Consider the following 17,899-nt stretch of genomic DNA (forward strand, 5'->3'; position numbering starts at 1 on the left):
AACCCCCTTTGCTTAAGAAACAGAGGCCGTATTGCGCTTTTCCTTGGCGTTGCCGCGGTCGCGACGACTCAGCAGAAACCCGACCAGAGATGCTGTGGATTGTTGGAAAATCATCCCCAGTACAACGGGCAATGCTACCGGGGCCGGGAAATAGGTGATGGCAAGCACGGCTCCCGCGCTAATATTGCGCATGCCGCCGTTAAAGACAAGCGCCGTACGGTCTGCATTATTCCACCGCATCAGTCCTGATATCAGATAACCGATCGCATATCCAGTGGAGGCAAGGACGATTATGGATAGGCATACTCCGACAAGCTTAAGATTAAAATCGACCAGATAAGGCGCAATGACAGATCCGTTAATCATGACGACAAGAGCCATAGCCAGCTTGGAGAACGGTCCTAGCCGTGGTCCCCATACCTGCTTGATCTTCCCTTTGGTCCATTCGTTCAACACCATGCCGATTAGCGAAGGAACGACAATCATCCAGAATAGGCTCTGCATCATCGCCCAGGTATCGAGCTGCACATCCGCTCCGATCAGTAGGGACATGATGCCCGGCACGGCAAATGGGGCCAAAATCGTATCAATTAAAATGATCGCCAATGTCAGCGCTGTATTGCCTTTATAGATGTTGACCCACACGAAGCTGGAAATGCCCGTAGGGATAGCTGCACCAAGAATAAGTCCAGTAATCGTGTAAGGATCATCACTGAAGGCCAGATGTCCCAGCATCATGGCGAGAAGCGGCATGGCCAGGTGAAGAATAAACAGACAGGCGATCAGCGGACCAGGATGCTTGATCACATGGACAAAATCCTTAAACCCCATACTGATGCTGCCCGCGAAGGTCATGAATGCAAACAGCCAGGGAGAGAGTTCGGTATATTCTGACAACGGCGTACCGATTAGGACGCCAATTAGAATGCTGATTGGTGTAATTAGCGGCATAGCTGCATTTAGTCTACGATTCAACGTGAGGAGCATACAAAACTTCCTTTTTTAACCTTAAGTATAGACCTTGCACCCGTGATTCGTAAATGATCTGTGACCTTGCGGTAGCCCGATAGAAGCAAATTTGAACGCTCCTGATGAACATAGATTAACCCTTCAAATTATTTCGATATTCCAAAGGAGAGCAGCCCATTATTTTTTTGAATAGTCTGGAGAAGTAGTAAGGGTCCCTAAAACCGAGTTGTATGCTAACTTCTTTAATAGAGGCATTCGTCAAATCCAAAAGCTGACTGGCCCTCTGTATCTTCATTCTTAAATAGTAATCGACAGGAGAGTAGCCGGTGGATTGCTTGAATATCAGGTTCAGATGCTGCTTGGATACCTGAACATGCCGACTAAGCTGCTCAAGCGAAACGGTGGATTCCAATTGTTCACTCATATAGCGTGTTGCCTTATCCACATGACTCTGGTACGTACTGTCTTCCTTGCGAAATGCAACCGATACAACAAAACTCAGCAGATAACGGACAGTTTGCGATACTTGAACTAAATGTATAATGGAGTATGATTTATTCAATAAAAGGTCGTAACACTGATGAAATAGCTCCAGTAGTTTGACTCCATCACTGGCAGATATCGAAATATACGTTTTAAAAGGCTCAAACAATGCTATAAAATCATCCATTTGGTCCCCTTTAAGATGAAACCAGTAAATTGTCCAAGGATCTCTATCGTCAGCCCCATAAGCATGCGGCATGTCCCTGGGAATGTACGCAAAGCCTCGCTCTGTCATGTCAATCGTTAGGCCATCCTTTGTTCGTATCCAACCTTTTCCGCTGGTACAGTAGATGAATATATGAGAGTCACATCCGTGCATTCTTTCACGAAAATGATGGCGGGCATGGCTGAAGCAGCCTATATCCGTAATATATAGATTTTTTATAAGCGGATTCATATTTAATTTATCCAGCATATAGGGTGGAACGACATATAACTTTTCACCCTCAAATCCATCAGCTTTCTTATTCATAATCTATCCATCTCCTAGCCTTAGGCGGCTCTAATGATGAAATACGTATATAGTCCATCATAAACAGTGGATTGTCAATTGTCTGTAATGTCGCTTACTTGTAAGCTTTGAATATAAGAGCGACTATGAGGGAGTGATGGAATTGAGCATTTTCGACGCTAGGGCACGCGTGTGGGAGCAAACCGTGCAGATCCCCACGTATGGAATTGGCAAACCCGACAAAAATCCAATGTTTCTGGAGAAACGTGTCTATCAGGGAAGTTCCGGTCGAGTGTATCCGCATCCGGTCATTGATAAAATTGAGGATGAGAAGAAACTTGAAAATTACCAAATGGTTTTTCTGGAAAATAAATATTTGCGCATTGAGATCATGCCAGAGCTGGGAGGACGCATTTATCGTGCGGTCGACAAGACCAACGGTTATGATTTTGTTTATTATAACAGGGTCATCAAACCAGCGCTTGTGGGCTTATTGGGGCCGTGGATATCTGGAGGGATTGAGTTCAACTGGCCGCAGCATCACCGTCCCAACACTTACGGACCCGTTGAATACAAGTTGGATGAACATGACGACGGAAGCGCAACGGTATGGGTGAGTGAAATTGATCGTATGTTCGGCACGAAAGTAACAGCTGGTTTTACACTTCAACCGGATAAAGCATACCTTAAAGTGGGGGCCCAGCTATACAACCGAACTGCCGAGCCTCAAACATTTCTATGGTGGGCCAATCCAGCCGTAGCGGTACATGATCACACGCAATCTGTTTTTCCTCCAGACGTATCAGCCGTGTTCGACCATGGAAAGCGAGATGTATCCCGTTTCCCGATTGCTACAGGCACTTATTATAAAATGGATTATTCAGAAGGTGTAGATATCTCCCGATACAAAAATATTCCTGTTCCCACTTCATATATGGCCTATAAATCGGATTACAATTTCATAGGTGGTTACGACCATATGAAACAAGCTGGGCTTTTGCATGTGGCCAACCATCACATCTCTCCCGGGAAAAAGCAGTGGACATGGGGAAATGGCGAATTCGGCCAAGCTTGGGACCGCAATCTAACAGATGAAGACGGCCCCTACATCGAGTTGATGACGGGAGTGTATACCGATAATCAACCAGATTTCACTTGGCTTCAGCCGTATGAAGAAAAGACGTTCTCACAGTATTTTATGCCTTACAAACATATTGGTATGGTCAAAAACGCTTCAATTGACGCAGCCGTTAGTTTGGAATTAAATCGCAGCGAAGGGACAGTACAGATTGGCGTCTATGTAACTTCGTCATTTTGCGAGGCTGTTGTGGAATTAAGCAGCCAGCGGGAAGTTTATATCCAAGAAACCTTAGATCTGACACCTAATAAGGCCTTGATACAGAAGACAGTTATTTTGGCTGAGGATGAGGATTATGATCTATGCTTAAGCGTCAAAGACGCGACCGGAAGGGAGCTGATTAGCTACCAGCCTAAGCAAAAGGAAGTTGAGCAGATGCCGGCTGCTGCCGACCCCCTGCCACAACCGGAGGAATTAAGAACGAACGAAGAATTGTATTTAGCAGGACAACACTTGGAGCAATACCGTCATGCTACCTTTGAGCCTGAGGCGTATTACCTTGAGGGCCTGAAAAGAGATAAGAATGACAGCCGTATAAATATGGCATATGGTACGTTGCTTCTTCGCAGAGGGTTATATGCAGAAAGTGAAGAGTGCTTTCGTAAAGCCATCTCGCGGATAACCTGGCGTAACTCTAATCCCTATGATGGTGAGGCCTACTACCAGCTTGGTTTGTCGCTAAAACACCAAGAGCGGATGGATGAGGCGTTCGCTGCATTTTATAAATCAGTATGGAGTGCGGCATGGCAAGACAGCGGGTATTTCTCACTGGCACAGATTGCGACAGAACAAGGGAACTATGAAGAAGCATTGGAACTCGTCGAGCGCTCGACAATCCGAAATGCTCGCAATTACAAGGCACGCAACCTGAAGTCGGCTATTCTTCGTAAGCTCGGCAGGAACGAAGCAGCAATAGCCTTTTCCAAGGAAACGATGAAGCTCGATATCGCCGATTTTGGAGCTTACCGTGAGCAAGCATTATCTTTAGAGGCTCTCGGGTTACGAGATGATGCTAAAACGGTCTTTGAAGAGCTGGAAAAATGGATGCGTGGAGATGTGCACAACTATATAGCGGTAGCATCGGACTATGCGGCGGCAGGACTCTATGAGGATGCAGCATGTGTGCTGGAAGAAGCTCCAGAGCAGGCAAAAACATACCCTATGCTGTATTACGTTCAGGCCTTCTGCTATGCTAAAATCGGCAAGCCTGAGCAGGTGAACAATGCTCTCGCTCAGGCCGCAGATGCAGTACCCGATTACTGCTTTCCTAACCGTCTGTTTGAGTTGGATGTGTTACAATTTGCAATTCGAACAAGACCGGAGGATGACAAGGCGCATTATTACTTAGGTAATTTACTCTATGATAAGAAACGGCATCAGGATGCTATTTCCAGCTGGGAAATGTCTCGTTCCATTGACGATACTTACCCCGTTGTTCACCGTAATCTTGCTCTTGGATATTTTAACAAACAAGGCCAAGTAGAGAAGGCTCGCCATTCGTTAGAGCAGGCCTTTGCGTGCAATACTTCAGACGCACGTATTCTTTATGAGCTTGACCAGCTGTATAGGAAGCTGAACATCAAGCCCAACGACAGATTGAATCTAATGGAGAGTTATCCGGGAATCATAAAGCTTCGCGATGATCTGTTTTTAGAATATGTAACCGTTCACAATACGATGAAGCAGCATAAGATAGCGTTGTCCTTGCTGACAGGGAGAATATTTCATCCATGGGAAGGCGGAGAGGGGAAGGTAACGGGACAGTATAGGCTGGCCAAGGTAGAGCTTGCCAAGTCCGACCTGAGGTCTGGGCGGATTGAACAGGCTGTAAAGGGGCTGCGGGAGGCTTTAGTGTATCCAGAGAATCTTGGCGAAGGTAAGCTAGAGGGTTCCCAAGATAACGATATCTATTATTATTTGGGCTGCGCGTATGAGCTATTGAAATTAACAGATGAGGCAAGACAGGCCTTTTCCACGGCCTCTCAAGGACTGGGGGAACCCATTAATGCCATGTATTATAACGATCAACAGCCAGATATGATATTTTACCAAGGATTGGCCTGGCGGAAACTTGGTTATGCGAAGGAAGGCAATCGTCGATTCAACAAGCTCATTGATTACGCCGATAGATACTTATTCGAACCCGTGAAAATGGATTATTTCGCGGTCTCGTTACCCGACTTTCTCATCTTTGAAGATGACCTGAATATTCGTAATCAGGTTCATTGTACTTATATGAGAGCACTTGGTTTGCTTGGATTAGGGCGACAGGACGAAGCCATCTTGCATTTTGAATCGGTGCTTAAGCTAGAAGCTAACCATCAAGGAGCGTTGAACCATATGGACTGGAGCTGGGAGGGGAAATCAATTGAGTAATCTCATGAGAACTGTACCGCGCAAATTGACGATCACCATGTGGGACTTTTCTTGGTATACCATGACACAGGAAGGTGAGCCCTACAGCGATCTGGAAGCCCGTTTTAAAGAAGCGGTCGAAAGAGGCTACAATACGATCCGAATATGTGCAATGCCATTCATGTTGTTTACAGCGGATGGCAAACGCCCCGGACCCTTGGAGTTTGCTAACCTTGGGGAAGTAGGCCAGCGTACGCGTTGGTATAACTGTCGTGGAGGCGCAGTACTGGACGGGCATGCTCATTTGCTCGAACTGTTCAAACAAGCAAAGGCTCATAACTGTTACATTATGTTATCCTCTTGGGAATATCAGCAGAGTCCCAGCTTTCTGGCTCATGCTGAGCTTAGAGATGAACTAGCTGCAATTCCTCCTAAGGAGAGATTCATGGCCATTGCAAAATCAATGGATCAGTTGATCCGTTTCGTCACAGCAGAAGGCTACAGGAGTCAGATCATCTATACAGAGCTGCATAACGAAGTGGAATTTGGGCAGTTAAACGCCGTCGGAACGTCTGAAGGCATAGCCGAAACGAATGTACCGGCGCTTATTGAAGCCATGCAGCCCTACGTAGAAGAAGCGATAGAATATCTTCGCCAATGTCATCCTGATATGATGATGACAGCCAGTTATACGTTAAATGAAGCCTACCCCAAGGCTTACGTCGCGCGCAATATGCAGGTGGCCCATTTTCACCTATATATTAAAGGGGTGCTCAATGAGCTTATGGAAGCGGCAGCGCTTTATGATGAGTTGGCGCCGTTCCCCAATCCATTCGTACAATCCCTATTAAGAGAAGACGCTCCTCCATTTGCAAAATGGACCCTGCCTCCGGGGCAGAATTGGCGGATGGAAGGCAATCCAGTCGGCATGAGACTTATTTATTTGCACGACTGGGTAGATCCCGATCAATGGGATTTATTTTTGTACGATCGGTATGGAGACCATAAAATGGCCATGTTGCAGAAGGCCGACACCCGATTGGAAGAGATTCATGAATGGACTCGTCATTCCGGCATTCCAATTGTCATAGGAGAAGGTTATGTAGGCTACACGCCGCTGCATGCCCAATTTGAAGAAGGCCCAGTCGGCAAATTTATCGCTGAATATGTGTTGCGAAAAGGAATGGCACTTGGGTTCTGGGGAATGACCCTCTGTTCTAACTGCGCTCCCCATCATCCATTCTGGAATGATATCGCTTGGCAGCGCAAGTGGAACCAATTTATCCTGAATTCAGATTAACGAGTGAGGGGAGTGAACTCCATGAGAAACTATCGAGTTGCGGTTAAAGACGATCAGAAGCATATTGTTAAAGGACATATCAAACTTGGCGGCACCAACCCAAAAGGAGAGGAGATCGGATTCACCAACTATTTTATGGAGAAGGACGGAGAGCCCTTTTTCGGTATTTGTGGTGAATTCCATTATGCCCGTTATGATGAACGCTATTGGGAAGACGAAATTATTAAAATAAAAATGGGCGGCGTAAACATCATTGCCACTTATATTTTTTGGAACCTACATGAAGAAGTTGAAGGTGTTTTTAATTGGAGTGGGAACAAGAATCTTCGTCATTTCATCGAGTTGTGCGGCAAACATCAGGTATACTCCATCATTCGGATCGGTCCCTTTGATCATGGGGAAATTCGAAACGGCGGTATGCCAGATTGGTTATTCGGTCGACCATTTGAGGTTCGTTCTAATGATGAGGGGTATCTGTTCTATACAAGAAGATTGTATAACGAAATCGGTACCCAGGTTAAAGGGCTGTTATATAAGGAGGGGGGGCCGATTATCGGCACCCAAATCGAAAACGAGCATCATCATTCATCTGCCCAGTGGGCATTGACTGTAGGAATTAATGATATGTGGCTAAACAGTGGAAGTGACGGTAACTCGCATATGTTAAAACTTAAAGAAATAGCTCTGGAAGCGGGGATTGATACTCCGATCTATACGTGCACAGGATGGGGAGGAGCAACAACTCCTGTACCTGATATGCTGCCGTTATGGGGCGGGTATGCCTATTGGCCATGGATCTACTACGAAGAGGGACGTTTGGAGGGGATGGACGAGCATCCTGCGACACCGGAATACATTTTCCGCGACAAGCATAATAACAAGATTCCAGAGAGTTACAATTTCGAGCCTCAATACGCACCTGAAGACTATCCGTACGCTTGCTGTGAAATGGGTGGCGGCATGGTTCAGTTTTATAAATATCGGTTCGCATTTCCCTACCGCAGTGTTCCAGCAATGACTGTCATGAAGGTTGCAGAAGGCTGTAATCTGATCGGATATTACATGTATCATGGGGGTTCCAATCCTCGGGGTAAGGTTAACCCGTTCACCAATGATCTAGCCACCCCCAAAATCTCCTATGATTTCAACGCCATGATCGGCGAATTCGGTCAAGTAAGGGAATCGTACCATAGAACAAAGCTGCAGCATTACTTTTTTTCAACGTTCCAAAAGCAATTCTCACTAACAAAGACTATTCTGCCAGGGGATACGTCCCAGATGGACCCTTATGATGTGGATACGTTACGATATGCAGTGCGATCCAGTGCTGGATCGGGTTATCTGTTTCTAAATAATTTCCAAGACCATGTCGAAAATGACGACCTGTGCGATTTTAATGTGAGCATTGAACTGCCCGAGGAAACGATTGTAATCCCTAGTCAAGGTGAGCTGATGTTAGGACGTGAAAGTTTCGCTATATTGCCATTTAACTTTAATTTAGATGGAATGAAGCTCAAATATGCTACGGTACAGCTGATAACAAGGATAGAAGAAGATGGAGAAGTATACTACTTTTTCTTTGTACCAGAGGGGATGAAGGGAAGATATGAAATTGAGTCAAAAGATATCATCAGTGCCACAATCGACAAAGGCTCGATAGAGCAGTTGGATGGGAACACGATCATTAAGGTTGCTGAAGAGGACGATAGTCTCATCCATCTGGTATCTGAAAGTGGCAAAAAAGTTGCCATCTACACGATGACTGATGAGCAAAGTCTTACATTTTGGAAGGTAAACATGCAAGGCCGGGACAGAGTCATTTTGACCAATGCCAATGTACTTGTATATGAGGGCGATCTAAGGCTGGAATCGACGGATCAAGAAATGGTATCCCTGAGTGTATTCCCTGATTTCGACGCCTCGATCACATCTATTACTGGTGGAGAGCTGCTAGACATAACAGAAAACAATGTATTTAAAACGTATCGTTTAAAGGCTCCTAAGCGAGAAATTCATTTCAATTTGAAAAAAATAAATGACGATAAACTTACTATTGATTTTGAGATAGATGCCTTTCACGGAATTAAGGAAGCTCTGCTGCGTATCGATTATACTGGAGATATCGGTTATGCTTTTATGGATGGCGAACTGATCAACGATAATTTCTGCAACCATACGACCTGGGAAATAGGCTTGAAAGCATTTGAGCATCGGCTCATCGAGCAAGGGTTGTACGTATATGTTTCCCCAATACGAAAAGGTAAGGTTCTCAACAGCAATACGACTATGGCTGGCTGGAAAGAGACGGCAAAGGAACGTATCGTAGATATCGGCGCAGTCAGCATCGTGCCTGTGTATGAAATTCGACTCACCGTATAACCCAGGAAGTGTAAGTTCAGAGACGCACAGTGGGTACTTTTAGTATAAAGTATAAAAATGTAAAAGCTCATGGTCGTTCAACCATGAGCCTTTTTTACTTTCTGATAGTACGTTTAGTAGATACCAGCCTTTTTCGATGTTTCTTTGATCCCGTTGCTTCCGTTAACTACAGTTTTCCCCCAATCCGTCAGATTGCCATTAGGTCCTGTTACAAGATCAAGGTAGGAAAGATTGGAACTATTACCATACCAGGACCAGGCTAACCAGCCTACTCCTTTGGATTGACCGTATCTCATGATTTCTGTCTCGTCGACGTCTGCTCCCTGGTGGTAACCGCCAAATTCGCCAATAATCAGAGCGAGTCCTTGATTCAGAACGTTATCAATATTGGTTCGAACAGTTTGAACATCTTTACCAGCGAACTCATACATATGGATGGAAAATACCGTATTCTTCAAAGAATCAGCTGCGAATACAGATTTACCAAAGTCATTGATAGATTGAGGATATTGTCCCCATCCGGCACAATCGACGATGAGTGTATTTTTGATACCTGCGTTTCTCAGCTTGGGAATCGCTTGCTTGTATCCATCAGCCCAACCACTTCCATTCCAAGAACCATACCATTCGTTTGCAATGTTTACGATAACCCGGTCTTCCTTGCCGATCAGAGCATCCTTTATGCTAATCCAGTAGTTCACAGCTGCATCCAAAGACGCGTAGTCGTCTTTGCCTGTAGCATCATGAACTTCAAGCACAGCAATCATTTTATGGTTGGAGACGAGAGAAATAATATCTTTCACGGAATTAATATCATCCTTGGTGTACTGGTTTCCGTTAGAAAGGACAATTCGGACGGTATTAGCACCTGTCTGGGCAATTGCCGGGATCGCTGTATAAAGATCGTTTTTGTACCATGTGTGAGCATGATTGACGCCTCTCATAACAAATGGCTTGCCTGTAGAATCATACAATTTGGTACCGCTTACATAAAATCCTGAAGCAGCTTCTACCTTGGAGAAAACTCCTCCTAAACCAATCATGATGAGCAAGCCGATCATTCCAGACAATAGTGATTTTCTTAACAATACCTTCATTTTTATTCCTCCCTAAATATATTATTCAACTTCCTGCTATACAGAGATGAAGTTAGGTATGTAAGTGTGTAAATAGCAGTAAGCTAAACACAAAATTAAGCGCTTTCAAATATGAAAAAAGTTATTTTTGTTATTTTATCATTTGTGTTTTTGTTATTCAATCGGTTATTTTGGTTATTTTTTTGTGTTTTTGAAGTATAAACACATGGATGTATTATTTAAGTGCTATTTTCTGTGGTTTCATTGTATTTATTGTTTATGTTTGTTTAAAATTTAGTTTATATTGATAAAAATAACCTAACTATATTTCTGTGATATTCCGAATTTGTGTAGGTTGACCTAACGTTTTTCTTGGTTAATTATTTTGAACAAAGGTGAGATCTATCGGACAGCAATACCTAAGCTTCACCGCGATATTAAATTATAGTATGATATTCTTGTGAAAAATTTTACCAGAGTGAATAGGGGCAAGCTGATGAGAAAACCAATCATTGCAGTCGATATGGACGATACCATCTGTCATCTCGTCAAACGAGCCATATACCATAACAATAGTGAATTTCCCACTCATCCGCTTCGTTATGAAGAAATGTTAGATTGGAACACCGATCATCTACGTCATCCCAAAAGCACGCATGATGTATTTTATGGGCGACCGGGTTTGTTTGAGGAACTTGAACTGTTTGACGATTATGTTGTAGAAGAAATGGAGAAGCTTTGCAATGCTTTTGATGTCATTATTGTGACAGCGGCAGAGCCCAAGACCGTCGTAGAGAAATGGAATTGGCTTCAAAGACATATGCCATTCATTCCGATCGAGAACTTTTTCCCATGTAAACGAAAGAACCTGATTAACTATGATCTCCTGATTGATGATGGCCCTCATAATTTAGTACCTGCGCTAAAGGAGGGGAAAAAGGTGCTTTGTATTCCTCATCCATGGAATCTGAGAGCAAGAGAGCAATATGAGTTCCCCGTCATGACATCCTGGCAAGGAGCAAAAGAACGAATCGACTCCATTTTAGGAGTTCTGTATAAATAATAGAATTATTCGTAAAACAGCTGGCTCCTCTGGAACTGGCTGTTTTGCTAGAAAGAATAGCGCCTATGGCTGAAATAAAATGGTACAATTGCTATGCATTATCCATGAGGAGGGAACGTGTATGACCATGACTATGGGTCTGATTGTGAATCATCTGACCAAGGGAATAAGCCTACCCCACACCACCGTAGATCTGCTGGACCCAGGATCTGTAGATACTGAGGTGCAAGGAATTGTAACCGCTTTCTCCGCTTCACAGTACGTGATAGAACAAGCTATTTCTCTAGGTGCAAATTTTATCATTACACATGAAGGCATTTTTTATAGTCATCAGAGGATGCATGAGTGTCTACTACATGATCCGGTTTTTTCGCAAAAATCTCGCCTCATTGCCGATGCAGGTATAGGCATTTATCGGTTTCATGACACCATACATCGTTATCAACCGGATGGAGTGATGGTTGGGCTTCTTCAGGCGCTTGGCTGGCACAACTACATGGTAAAACAGCAGCCGACGGCCGCCATTTTGACTATTCCCGCTATGAAAGTTAAGGAGATCGCTGAATATATCAAAGCCAAACTACATATTCGTTATGTACGGGTGGCTGGCGAGGTTTCCATGCCATGTGAACGAGTGGGAATTTCAGTAGGATACAGGGGAGGTGGCGATCTAGCCATTCCATTATTTCTAAATGAAAATGTAGATGTAGTCATCGCCGGTGAAGGCCCAGAATGGGAAACACCAGAATATGTTAAAGATGCTGTCTATCAAGGGCACAGTAGAGCACTTATCATGCTGGGACATGCTGAAAGTGAAGCACCTGGGATGAAGTATCTCGCAGATGTGCTTTCCGCCCAATTTCCGATGCTTCCCGTACACTTTATTGAAGATCACCCGGTGTTTCAAATATTGTAATGAGAACACGTTTTTTGTGATGGTCATCCAGCACTGCTGTTATATCCGTTCATCCACTTTATGAAATGGAGGCGAGATCATGGGAAGCAGAGTGATTATGCCGTTCAAAACAGACTGGAGATTTATAGAAGGAAATTACGCGGGTGCTGAGAAAATGGACTACAACGATGAGCATTGGCGGCTCCTTCATGTCCCTCATGATTGGAGCATTGAAAAGTCCTTTGATCCACATATGCTGTATGGTGGCAATCAGGCTTATTTGCCAAGATGGTCTGTCGGATGGTACAGAAAGCATTTTAATGTGAAGCCCTCCTCTCCAAAACAGCGCGTATACATACAATTTGATGGCATTCACAGTAACAGTGAGGTTTGGATCAATGGGCATTTTGTGGGCAAGCGACCCTATGGATATGTTAGCTTTCAATATGATTTGACTCCATATATTCGGTGGGATGAGGAAAATGTGATTGCCGTCAAAGTGGACAATACGATTCTTTCACCTGACAGATGGTATTCGGGGGCCGGTATTTATCGTAATGTTTGGCTGATTTGTACGGATTATATTCATATAACCGAATGGGGGACTTACATTACCACACCTGAAATTTCGCCAGATGAAGCCAAGGTGACTGTCAGAATCCAGGTCACTAATCAACACGCGCATGCCGTAGAGTGTACGATTATGACTGAAATGCTGGACCCACAGGGACAGATCCAAGGAAAAGTGGAAAACCGAGTTACTCTTTCGAGCTGTGAAACGGGGGAAATAGAGCAAAAAACGCGAGTTTTAGAGCCAGAACTATGGTCACCGGACAACCCAGTGCTCTACGAAGCCCAGACGACGATCTATTGCGACAATACAGAGGTGGATCGTTATTGTACCTCTTTTGGCATAAGAGAAGTGAAGCTGGATACACAAAAAGGTTTATTTTTGAATGGGCACAGCTTAAAGCTAAAGGGAGTGTGCATTCACCATGATTTAGGCTGTCTGGGGGCTGCTTACCATGATACAGCCATGAAAAGAAGGCTGCAAAAGCTGAAGGAAATGGGCTGTAACTCGATCCGTTTTGCTCATAACCCGATGGCGCCCGAATTATTAGATTTATGTGACCAGATGGGGTTCTTGGTGGTTGATGAGGCTTTTGATAAGTGGAGATCTCTTTTCTATGAGCATTTATATGATGAGTGGTGGGAAAAAGATCTGGAGGCAATGTTGCTCAGAGACAGGAACCATCCCAGTGTTTTCATGTGGAGCGTTGGGAATGAAGTGGAAAACCAAGGGCAGCCATCCATGCTAAAAATGTTGGAGCAGCTCGTGGGTTTCTGCCATGAAAAAGACCCAACCCGATCGGTTACATATGCGCTTGAGCCGCATAATACACCGATCAGCTTGCGTGAGGGTTCGATTGAGGCCAAAGTGGAGCATACTAAGCAGCTGGCACAACGAGTGGATGTTCTGGGGTTAAACTATCAGGAGCAGTGGTATGAGCACTATAGGGCGGCCATGCCGGATATGCTTATCCTTGGAACCGAGACGTTTCCATACTATCGGGGCAAGGATAACCGGGTTAAAGGTTATTTGCTTATGAATCCCTGGTTTGATGTCGCTAATCATGATTATGTGATCGGTCAATTTGTTTGGAGTGGAATTGACTATTTGGGAGAAACGAGCTATCCCTCCAAAGGGTGGTCTTCGGGCCTGATTGATACTTGCGGATTCCGCAAACCAGTATCTTATCTCCAACAAAGCTTATGGTCTAATCAGCCTGTTGTGCACATAGCCGCATTTAACGAACATATGAAATCGGAATTTAATCCGACATGGACAATGCACTGGAAATCTCCGGCCATGGAAGATCACTGGACATTTCCTGACTACGGTGGAAAATTGATACGGTTGGTTACCTTCACCAATTGTGAGAGTGTGGAATTGATCGTGAATGATGAATTATACGGTGAGAGGAAGCTAGTGGATTACCCTAATCATTTAATCCTATGGGAGCTTCCCTATACACCGGGCAAAATCCGAGCTGTGGGTCGTAATGGAAACGAGAAGGTTTGTGAGCATGAACTGACTACTGCCGGGACTCCTTATGCTCTAAAGTTGGAGGCCGATCGGACGGTTCTACCTGCTGATGGGCATGAGATATCTCATGTGGAAGTAACCGTCATAGACCCAAACGGGATCACTGTACCTAACCAGGATGTTGAATTAACCTTTAAACTGCATGGTGATGGCCGCATCCTTGGAATAGACAATGGGGACCTCACCAGTGATGAACCCTACAAGGGGAATGAGAGACGAACACACAGAGGAAGGTGTCTTGTGGTTGTACAATCTGGGAATGTGGCTGGTGAGCTGTTGCTTCAAGCATCAGCAGATGGAGGGTTACTGGGAGGAACCAGGCTGAAAGTGGAACAAGAATATAAATGACAATTCAAGGTTGATTCAGTAAAGACATTGTATTTTAGCTTACGTATTATTGTTACTCTTGACCAGCTTCTGGGCTGGTCTTTTTTATTTTTATATATAGGTAGGTTTCAGAATTGACATAAAAATAAGAAAGTTTTATAATTTCGGTATTAAAGAAATTAATTGAATAGTTTAATGGATGGGGTGTTTAATAGTGAACGAACGAGATTTCAAAGATGGGCTTTTCACCGAATACGCACGGATCGGAAAATGCTTGTCCAGCCCGAAAAGGTTGGAAATTCTTGATATTCTCATACAAGGACCCAAATCAGTTGAAGTTCTATCTAAAATGACTTCGATGTCCGTTGCCAATGTTTCTCAGCATCTACAAACTCTATATCAAGCTAAGTTGGTTCAATCCAAAAAGCAGGGAAACTTTGTGTATTATGAACTTTCTGATTCATCTGTTTTGCACTTTTTAAATTCACTGTATGACCTGTCTGAAAAGCAGTTAATTGAAGTTCAGCACATTAAGGAGCAATTTTTGGGTCAATTCTCGGATGTTGAAGGAGTCACAATGGAAGAATTGGCAATGCGGATGGAAAAAGGAGAGGTCACACTTCTTGATGTACGGCCGCGAGATGAATATGAAACTGCTCATATACCGGGGGCTGTTTCCGTTCCAATTGAAGAATTAGCGGAGCAGTTATCTTTGTTGCCAGCCGACTCGAAGATTGTGGCTTATTGCAGAGGCCCGTATTGCTTAATGGCGGTTAGAGCTATTGCATTGTTGCAGGCTCGTGGTTTCGAAGCTAGACACTTGGATAAGAGTGTTCATGATTGGAACGACTTTATCAGGGGAGGAAGTTAGCCTTAATGAATTTGACGAATGCTTCGCAGAAGAGGCAAGCGCTTATCAATTCCTATGCGGAATCTTCAGATAAGCAAAGAAAACTGTATCGTCGTACGCTTATCACCGTTATTTTCTCTCAAATTTTTGGAGGCGCCGGACTTGCTGCCGGAGTAACCGTTGGTGCGTTGTTGGCGCAAGATATGCTGGGTACGGATAAATTTACGGGGATTCCTGCGGCACTATTTACACTTGGTTCAGCGGCTGCAGCGCTCCTCGTTGGTCGGTTTTCCCAAAGATTCGGCCGACGAATGGGGCTGGGACTCGGTTTTATTGCAGGGGGAGTTGGGGCGATCGGTGTCGTTGTTGCAGCCCTTATGAATAGTATTACCCTGCTTCTAGTCTCCCTTCTTGTTTATGGATCGGGAACGGCTACAAATCTGCAGGCTCGTTATGCCGGTACAGATCTCGCAAGTTCAAAGCAGAGGGCAACAGCTGCGAGTATGGCTATGGTCTTTACAACGATCGGAGCGGTAGCCGGTCCCAACTTAGTTAACGTTACCGGAGAGTTTGCGTTATCCATTGGAGTTCCCAGTTTAGCGGGACCTTTTCTTTTAGCGGCGGTAGCCTATACATTAGCAGGCATAATATTATTGCTACTTCTTCATCCTGACCCTTTATTGGTGGCCAAAGCAGTTGCGAATCAGGCGGCACAAGGAAGCCAGTCGTCTTCTGATCTTGAGGCTACTCGTGATGGTAGAAAAGGAATTATTCTTGGCGCTTTAATCATGATAATAACTCAAATTGTCATGGTTGCGATTATGACGATGACTCCCGTACATATGAAGCACCATGGACATGGACTCGGCGAAGTAGGATTAGTCATCGGTTTTCATATTGGTGCTATGTATCTTCCGTCTCTAGTTACGGGTATTCTTGTCGATAAGATTGGTCGTATAGCGATGGCGATGGCTTCAGCTGTAACGCTACTTCTCGCTGGCGTAGTAGCTGCGTTGGCTCCCACTGATTCGATGGTTTTGCTTATTGTGGCGCTTTCTCTTTTAGGGATAGGGTGGAATTTTGGACTGATTAGTGGAACCGCTTTGATTGTAGATTCGACGACAATATCTAATCAAGCTAAGGTACAGGGATCGGTGGACGTACTTATTGCTTTGGCAGGAGCTTCGGGAGGAGCACTGTCCGGGATGATCGTAGCAAATTCAAGCTATTCCATACTTTCTTATGCGGGAGGAATTCTGGCGCTGGCGTTACTTCCTATCATGTTATGGATGCGTTCAAAGAGAGCATAGACTAGCAAAAAACGACCTTATGGTCGTTTTTTTGTGTTTACCTAACTGTCGGGGGGAAGCAGCCATAGTTCTCTTTTTGACAAATAGTTTGGATACGAATAGAATGACTAATTATGATATAACTTATTAAAACATTAATAAAAAGTGGTGATAAGTAGATATGTAAATGCCAGTAGAATCATCCATGAATCCTCGGGTAATTCGTAATATCTTGTTTTTGTTGTTCGCTTTACCGGGTGTAGCTTTTGCTTCCTGGGTATCTCGAACGCCTACTATACGGGGTAATTTACATGTCTCGACTGCCGAAATGGGAATCATTATTTTTGGATTAGCTGCATTTCTTTAGCGGGACTACTTATAGATCCCCCAGGCTTAGGGTTTTTAGGTGAACATGTTGGAACTTCTGCATGCCTTGATTGTAGTGCTTGTTGGCGTTATGGTCGCTGGTTTGATATCGGGTGCAGCCCAACCCATTGGAGTGAAAGAAAAAATCAGATTAAAAAATAAAGGGGATTGTCGCATGACTATGAAAACGGAAAAACAAAAGATGATAGATGGAGAACTGTATGTAGCTGCTGATCCTCAATTAACGAGTGAAAGAGAGTATGCGAGAAGATGTGTCCGTCTCTTTAATCAGACGACAGAGACGGATCGTGAGTACCGTGAAAAGTTACTTAAGGAGCTTTTCGGATCAACTGGTGAAAATATAGGCATGGAACCCAACATACGTTGTGACTACGGATACAACATCCATGTTGGAAATAATTTCTACGCCAACTTTGACTGTACCATTTTGGATGTTTGCGAAGTGCGCATTGGAGATAATTGTTTCCTGGCTCCAGGAGTTCATATTTACACAGCAACTCACCCCATAGATCCGTTTGAACGAATCGCTGGCCCAGAGTATGGAAAGCCTGTTAAGATTGGCAACAATGTATGGATCGGCGGGAGAGCAGTGATCAATCCTGGTGTTACGATAGGTAATAATGTCGTAGTGGCATCAGGAGCAGTAGTAACCAAGGATGTTCCAGATCATGTGGTTGTAGCTGGAAATCCAGCACGAATAATTAAGCAGATTGAAATCTCCTAAACAGCATACAGGCAAAGCATTTAATATTTGTTCCGATGATCCTATT

12 protein-coding genes and 1 pseudogene are annotated in these 17,899 nt (G+C 44.2%); 10 read left to right on the top strand and 3 right to left on the bottom strand.

Annotated elements, in window-relative coordinates; translation table 11 throughout:
* Positions 1–12 precede the first annotated feature (12 nt).
* Positions 13–987 carry a bile acid:sodium symporter family protein gene (locus tag MKX46_RS18700; protein ID WP_029515905.1) on the bottom strand — a complete coding sequence of 325 codons (975 nt, stop codon included), beginning with the start codon at positions 985–987 and terminating at the stop codon, positions 13–15.
* Between the two features lie 115 nt (positions 988–1,102).
* On the bottom strand, positions 1,103–1,984 hold the full coding sequence (locus MKX46_RS18705; protein ID WP_341071617.1) for an AraC family transcriptional regulator: 882 nt from the start codon (positions 1,982–1,984) through the stop codon (positions 1,103–1,105).
* A gap of 136 nt (positions 1,985–2,120) precedes the next feature.
* On the opposite strand from MKX46_RS18705, the gene MKX46_RS18710 reads away from it, so the two are divergent.
* Genes MKX46_RS18710 through MKX46_RS18720 form a run of 3 tightly spaced genes read left to right on the top strand, consistent with a single transcriptional unit; the run spans position 2,121 to position 9,135 of the window.
* Entirely contained in the window at positions 2,121–5,477 is a 3,357-nt protein-coding gene (locus MKX46_RS18710) for a DUF5107 domain-containing protein (RefSeq protein ID WP_341071618.1), read from the top strand.
* Positions 5,470–6,756, top strand: coding sequence for a cellulase-like family protein (locus tag MKX46_RS18715; RefSeq protein ID WP_029515902.1), 1,287 nt, complete (start codon positions 5,470–5,472; stop codon positions 6,754–6,756). The genes MKX46_RS18710 and MKX46_RS18715 overlap by 8 nt, the downstream gene beginning before the upstream one ends.
* Positions 6,757–6,777: 21 nt before the next feature.
* Positions 6,778–9,135, top strand: a complete 2,358-nt coding sequence (locus MKX46_RS18720) for a beta-galactosidase (protein ID WP_208332381.1) — start codon at positions 6,778–6,780, stop codon at positions 9,133–9,135.
* A 113-nt stretch (positions 9,136–9,248) separates the two neighbouring features.
* Here the strand turns inward: MKX46_RS18720 and MKX46_RS18725 are convergent, their stop codons facing one another.
* Complete coding sequence (locus tag MKX46_RS18725) at positions 9,249–10,232, bottom strand: glycoside hydrolase family 5 protein (protein WP_029515900.1); 984 nt, start codon at positions 10,230–10,232, stop codon at positions 9,249–9,251.
* 475 nt (positions 10,233–10,707) lie between these two features.
* On the opposite strand from MKX46_RS18725, the gene MKX46_RS18730 reads away from it, so the two are divergent.
* The 7 genes and pseudogenes from MKX46_RS18730 (at position 10,708) to MKX46_RS18760 (ending at position 17,853) form a co-directional block, all read left to right on the top strand.
* Positions 10,708–11,274: a 5' nucleotidase, NT5C type gene (locus tag MKX46_RS18730; protein WP_029515899.1), complete on the top strand. Its 567-nt coding sequence runs from the start codon at positions 10,708–10,710 to the stop codon at positions 11,272–11,274.
* Between the two features lie 121 nt (positions 11,275–11,395).
* Positions 11,396–12,190, top strand: a complete 795-nt coding sequence (locus MKX46_RS18735) for a Nif3-like dinuclear metal center hexameric protein (protein ID WP_069010920.1) — start codon at positions 11,396–11,398, stop codon at positions 12,188–12,190.
* Between the two features lie 79 nt (positions 12,191–12,269).
* Positions 12,270–14,624 (top strand): glycoside hydrolase family 2 TIM barrel-domain containing protein, encoded by a 2,355-nt coding sequence (locus tag MKX46_RS18740; RefSeq protein WP_341071619.1) that lies wholly within the window; start codon positions 12,270–12,272, stop codon positions 14,622–14,624.
* A 193-nt stretch (positions 14,625–14,817) separates the two neighbouring features.
* Positions 14,818–15,474: an ArsR/SmtB family transcription factor gene (locus tag MKX46_RS18745; RefSeq protein ID WP_209949381.1), complete on the top strand. Its 657-nt coding sequence runs from the start codon at positions 14,818–14,820 to the stop codon at positions 15,472–15,474.
* A gap of 5 nt (positions 15,475–15,479) precedes the next feature.
* Positions 15,480–16,763, top strand: a complete 1,284-nt coding sequence (locus tag MKX46_RS18750) for an MFS transporter (protein WP_069010922.1) — start codon at positions 15,480–15,482, stop codon at positions 16,761–16,763.
* Positions 16,764–16,947: 184 nt separating this feature from the next.
* Positions 16,948–17,100 (top strand): annotated as a pseudogene (locus MKX46_RS18755) (MFS transporter); the annotation flags it as partial.
* A gap of 183 nt (positions 17,101–17,283) precedes the next feature.
* Positions 17,284–17,853: a sugar O-acetyltransferase gene (locus tag MKX46_RS18760; protein WP_029515893.1), complete on the top strand. Its 570-nt coding sequence runs from the start codon at positions 17,284–17,286 to the stop codon at positions 17,851–17,853.
* Positions 17,854–17,899 lie beyond the last annotated feature (46 nt).

Source organism: Paenibacillus sp. FSL P4-0113, assembly GCF_038009305.1.
Taxonomy (GTDB): Bacteria; Bacillota; Bacilli; order Paenibacillales; family Paenibacillaceae; genus Paenibacillus; species Paenibacillus polymyxa_D.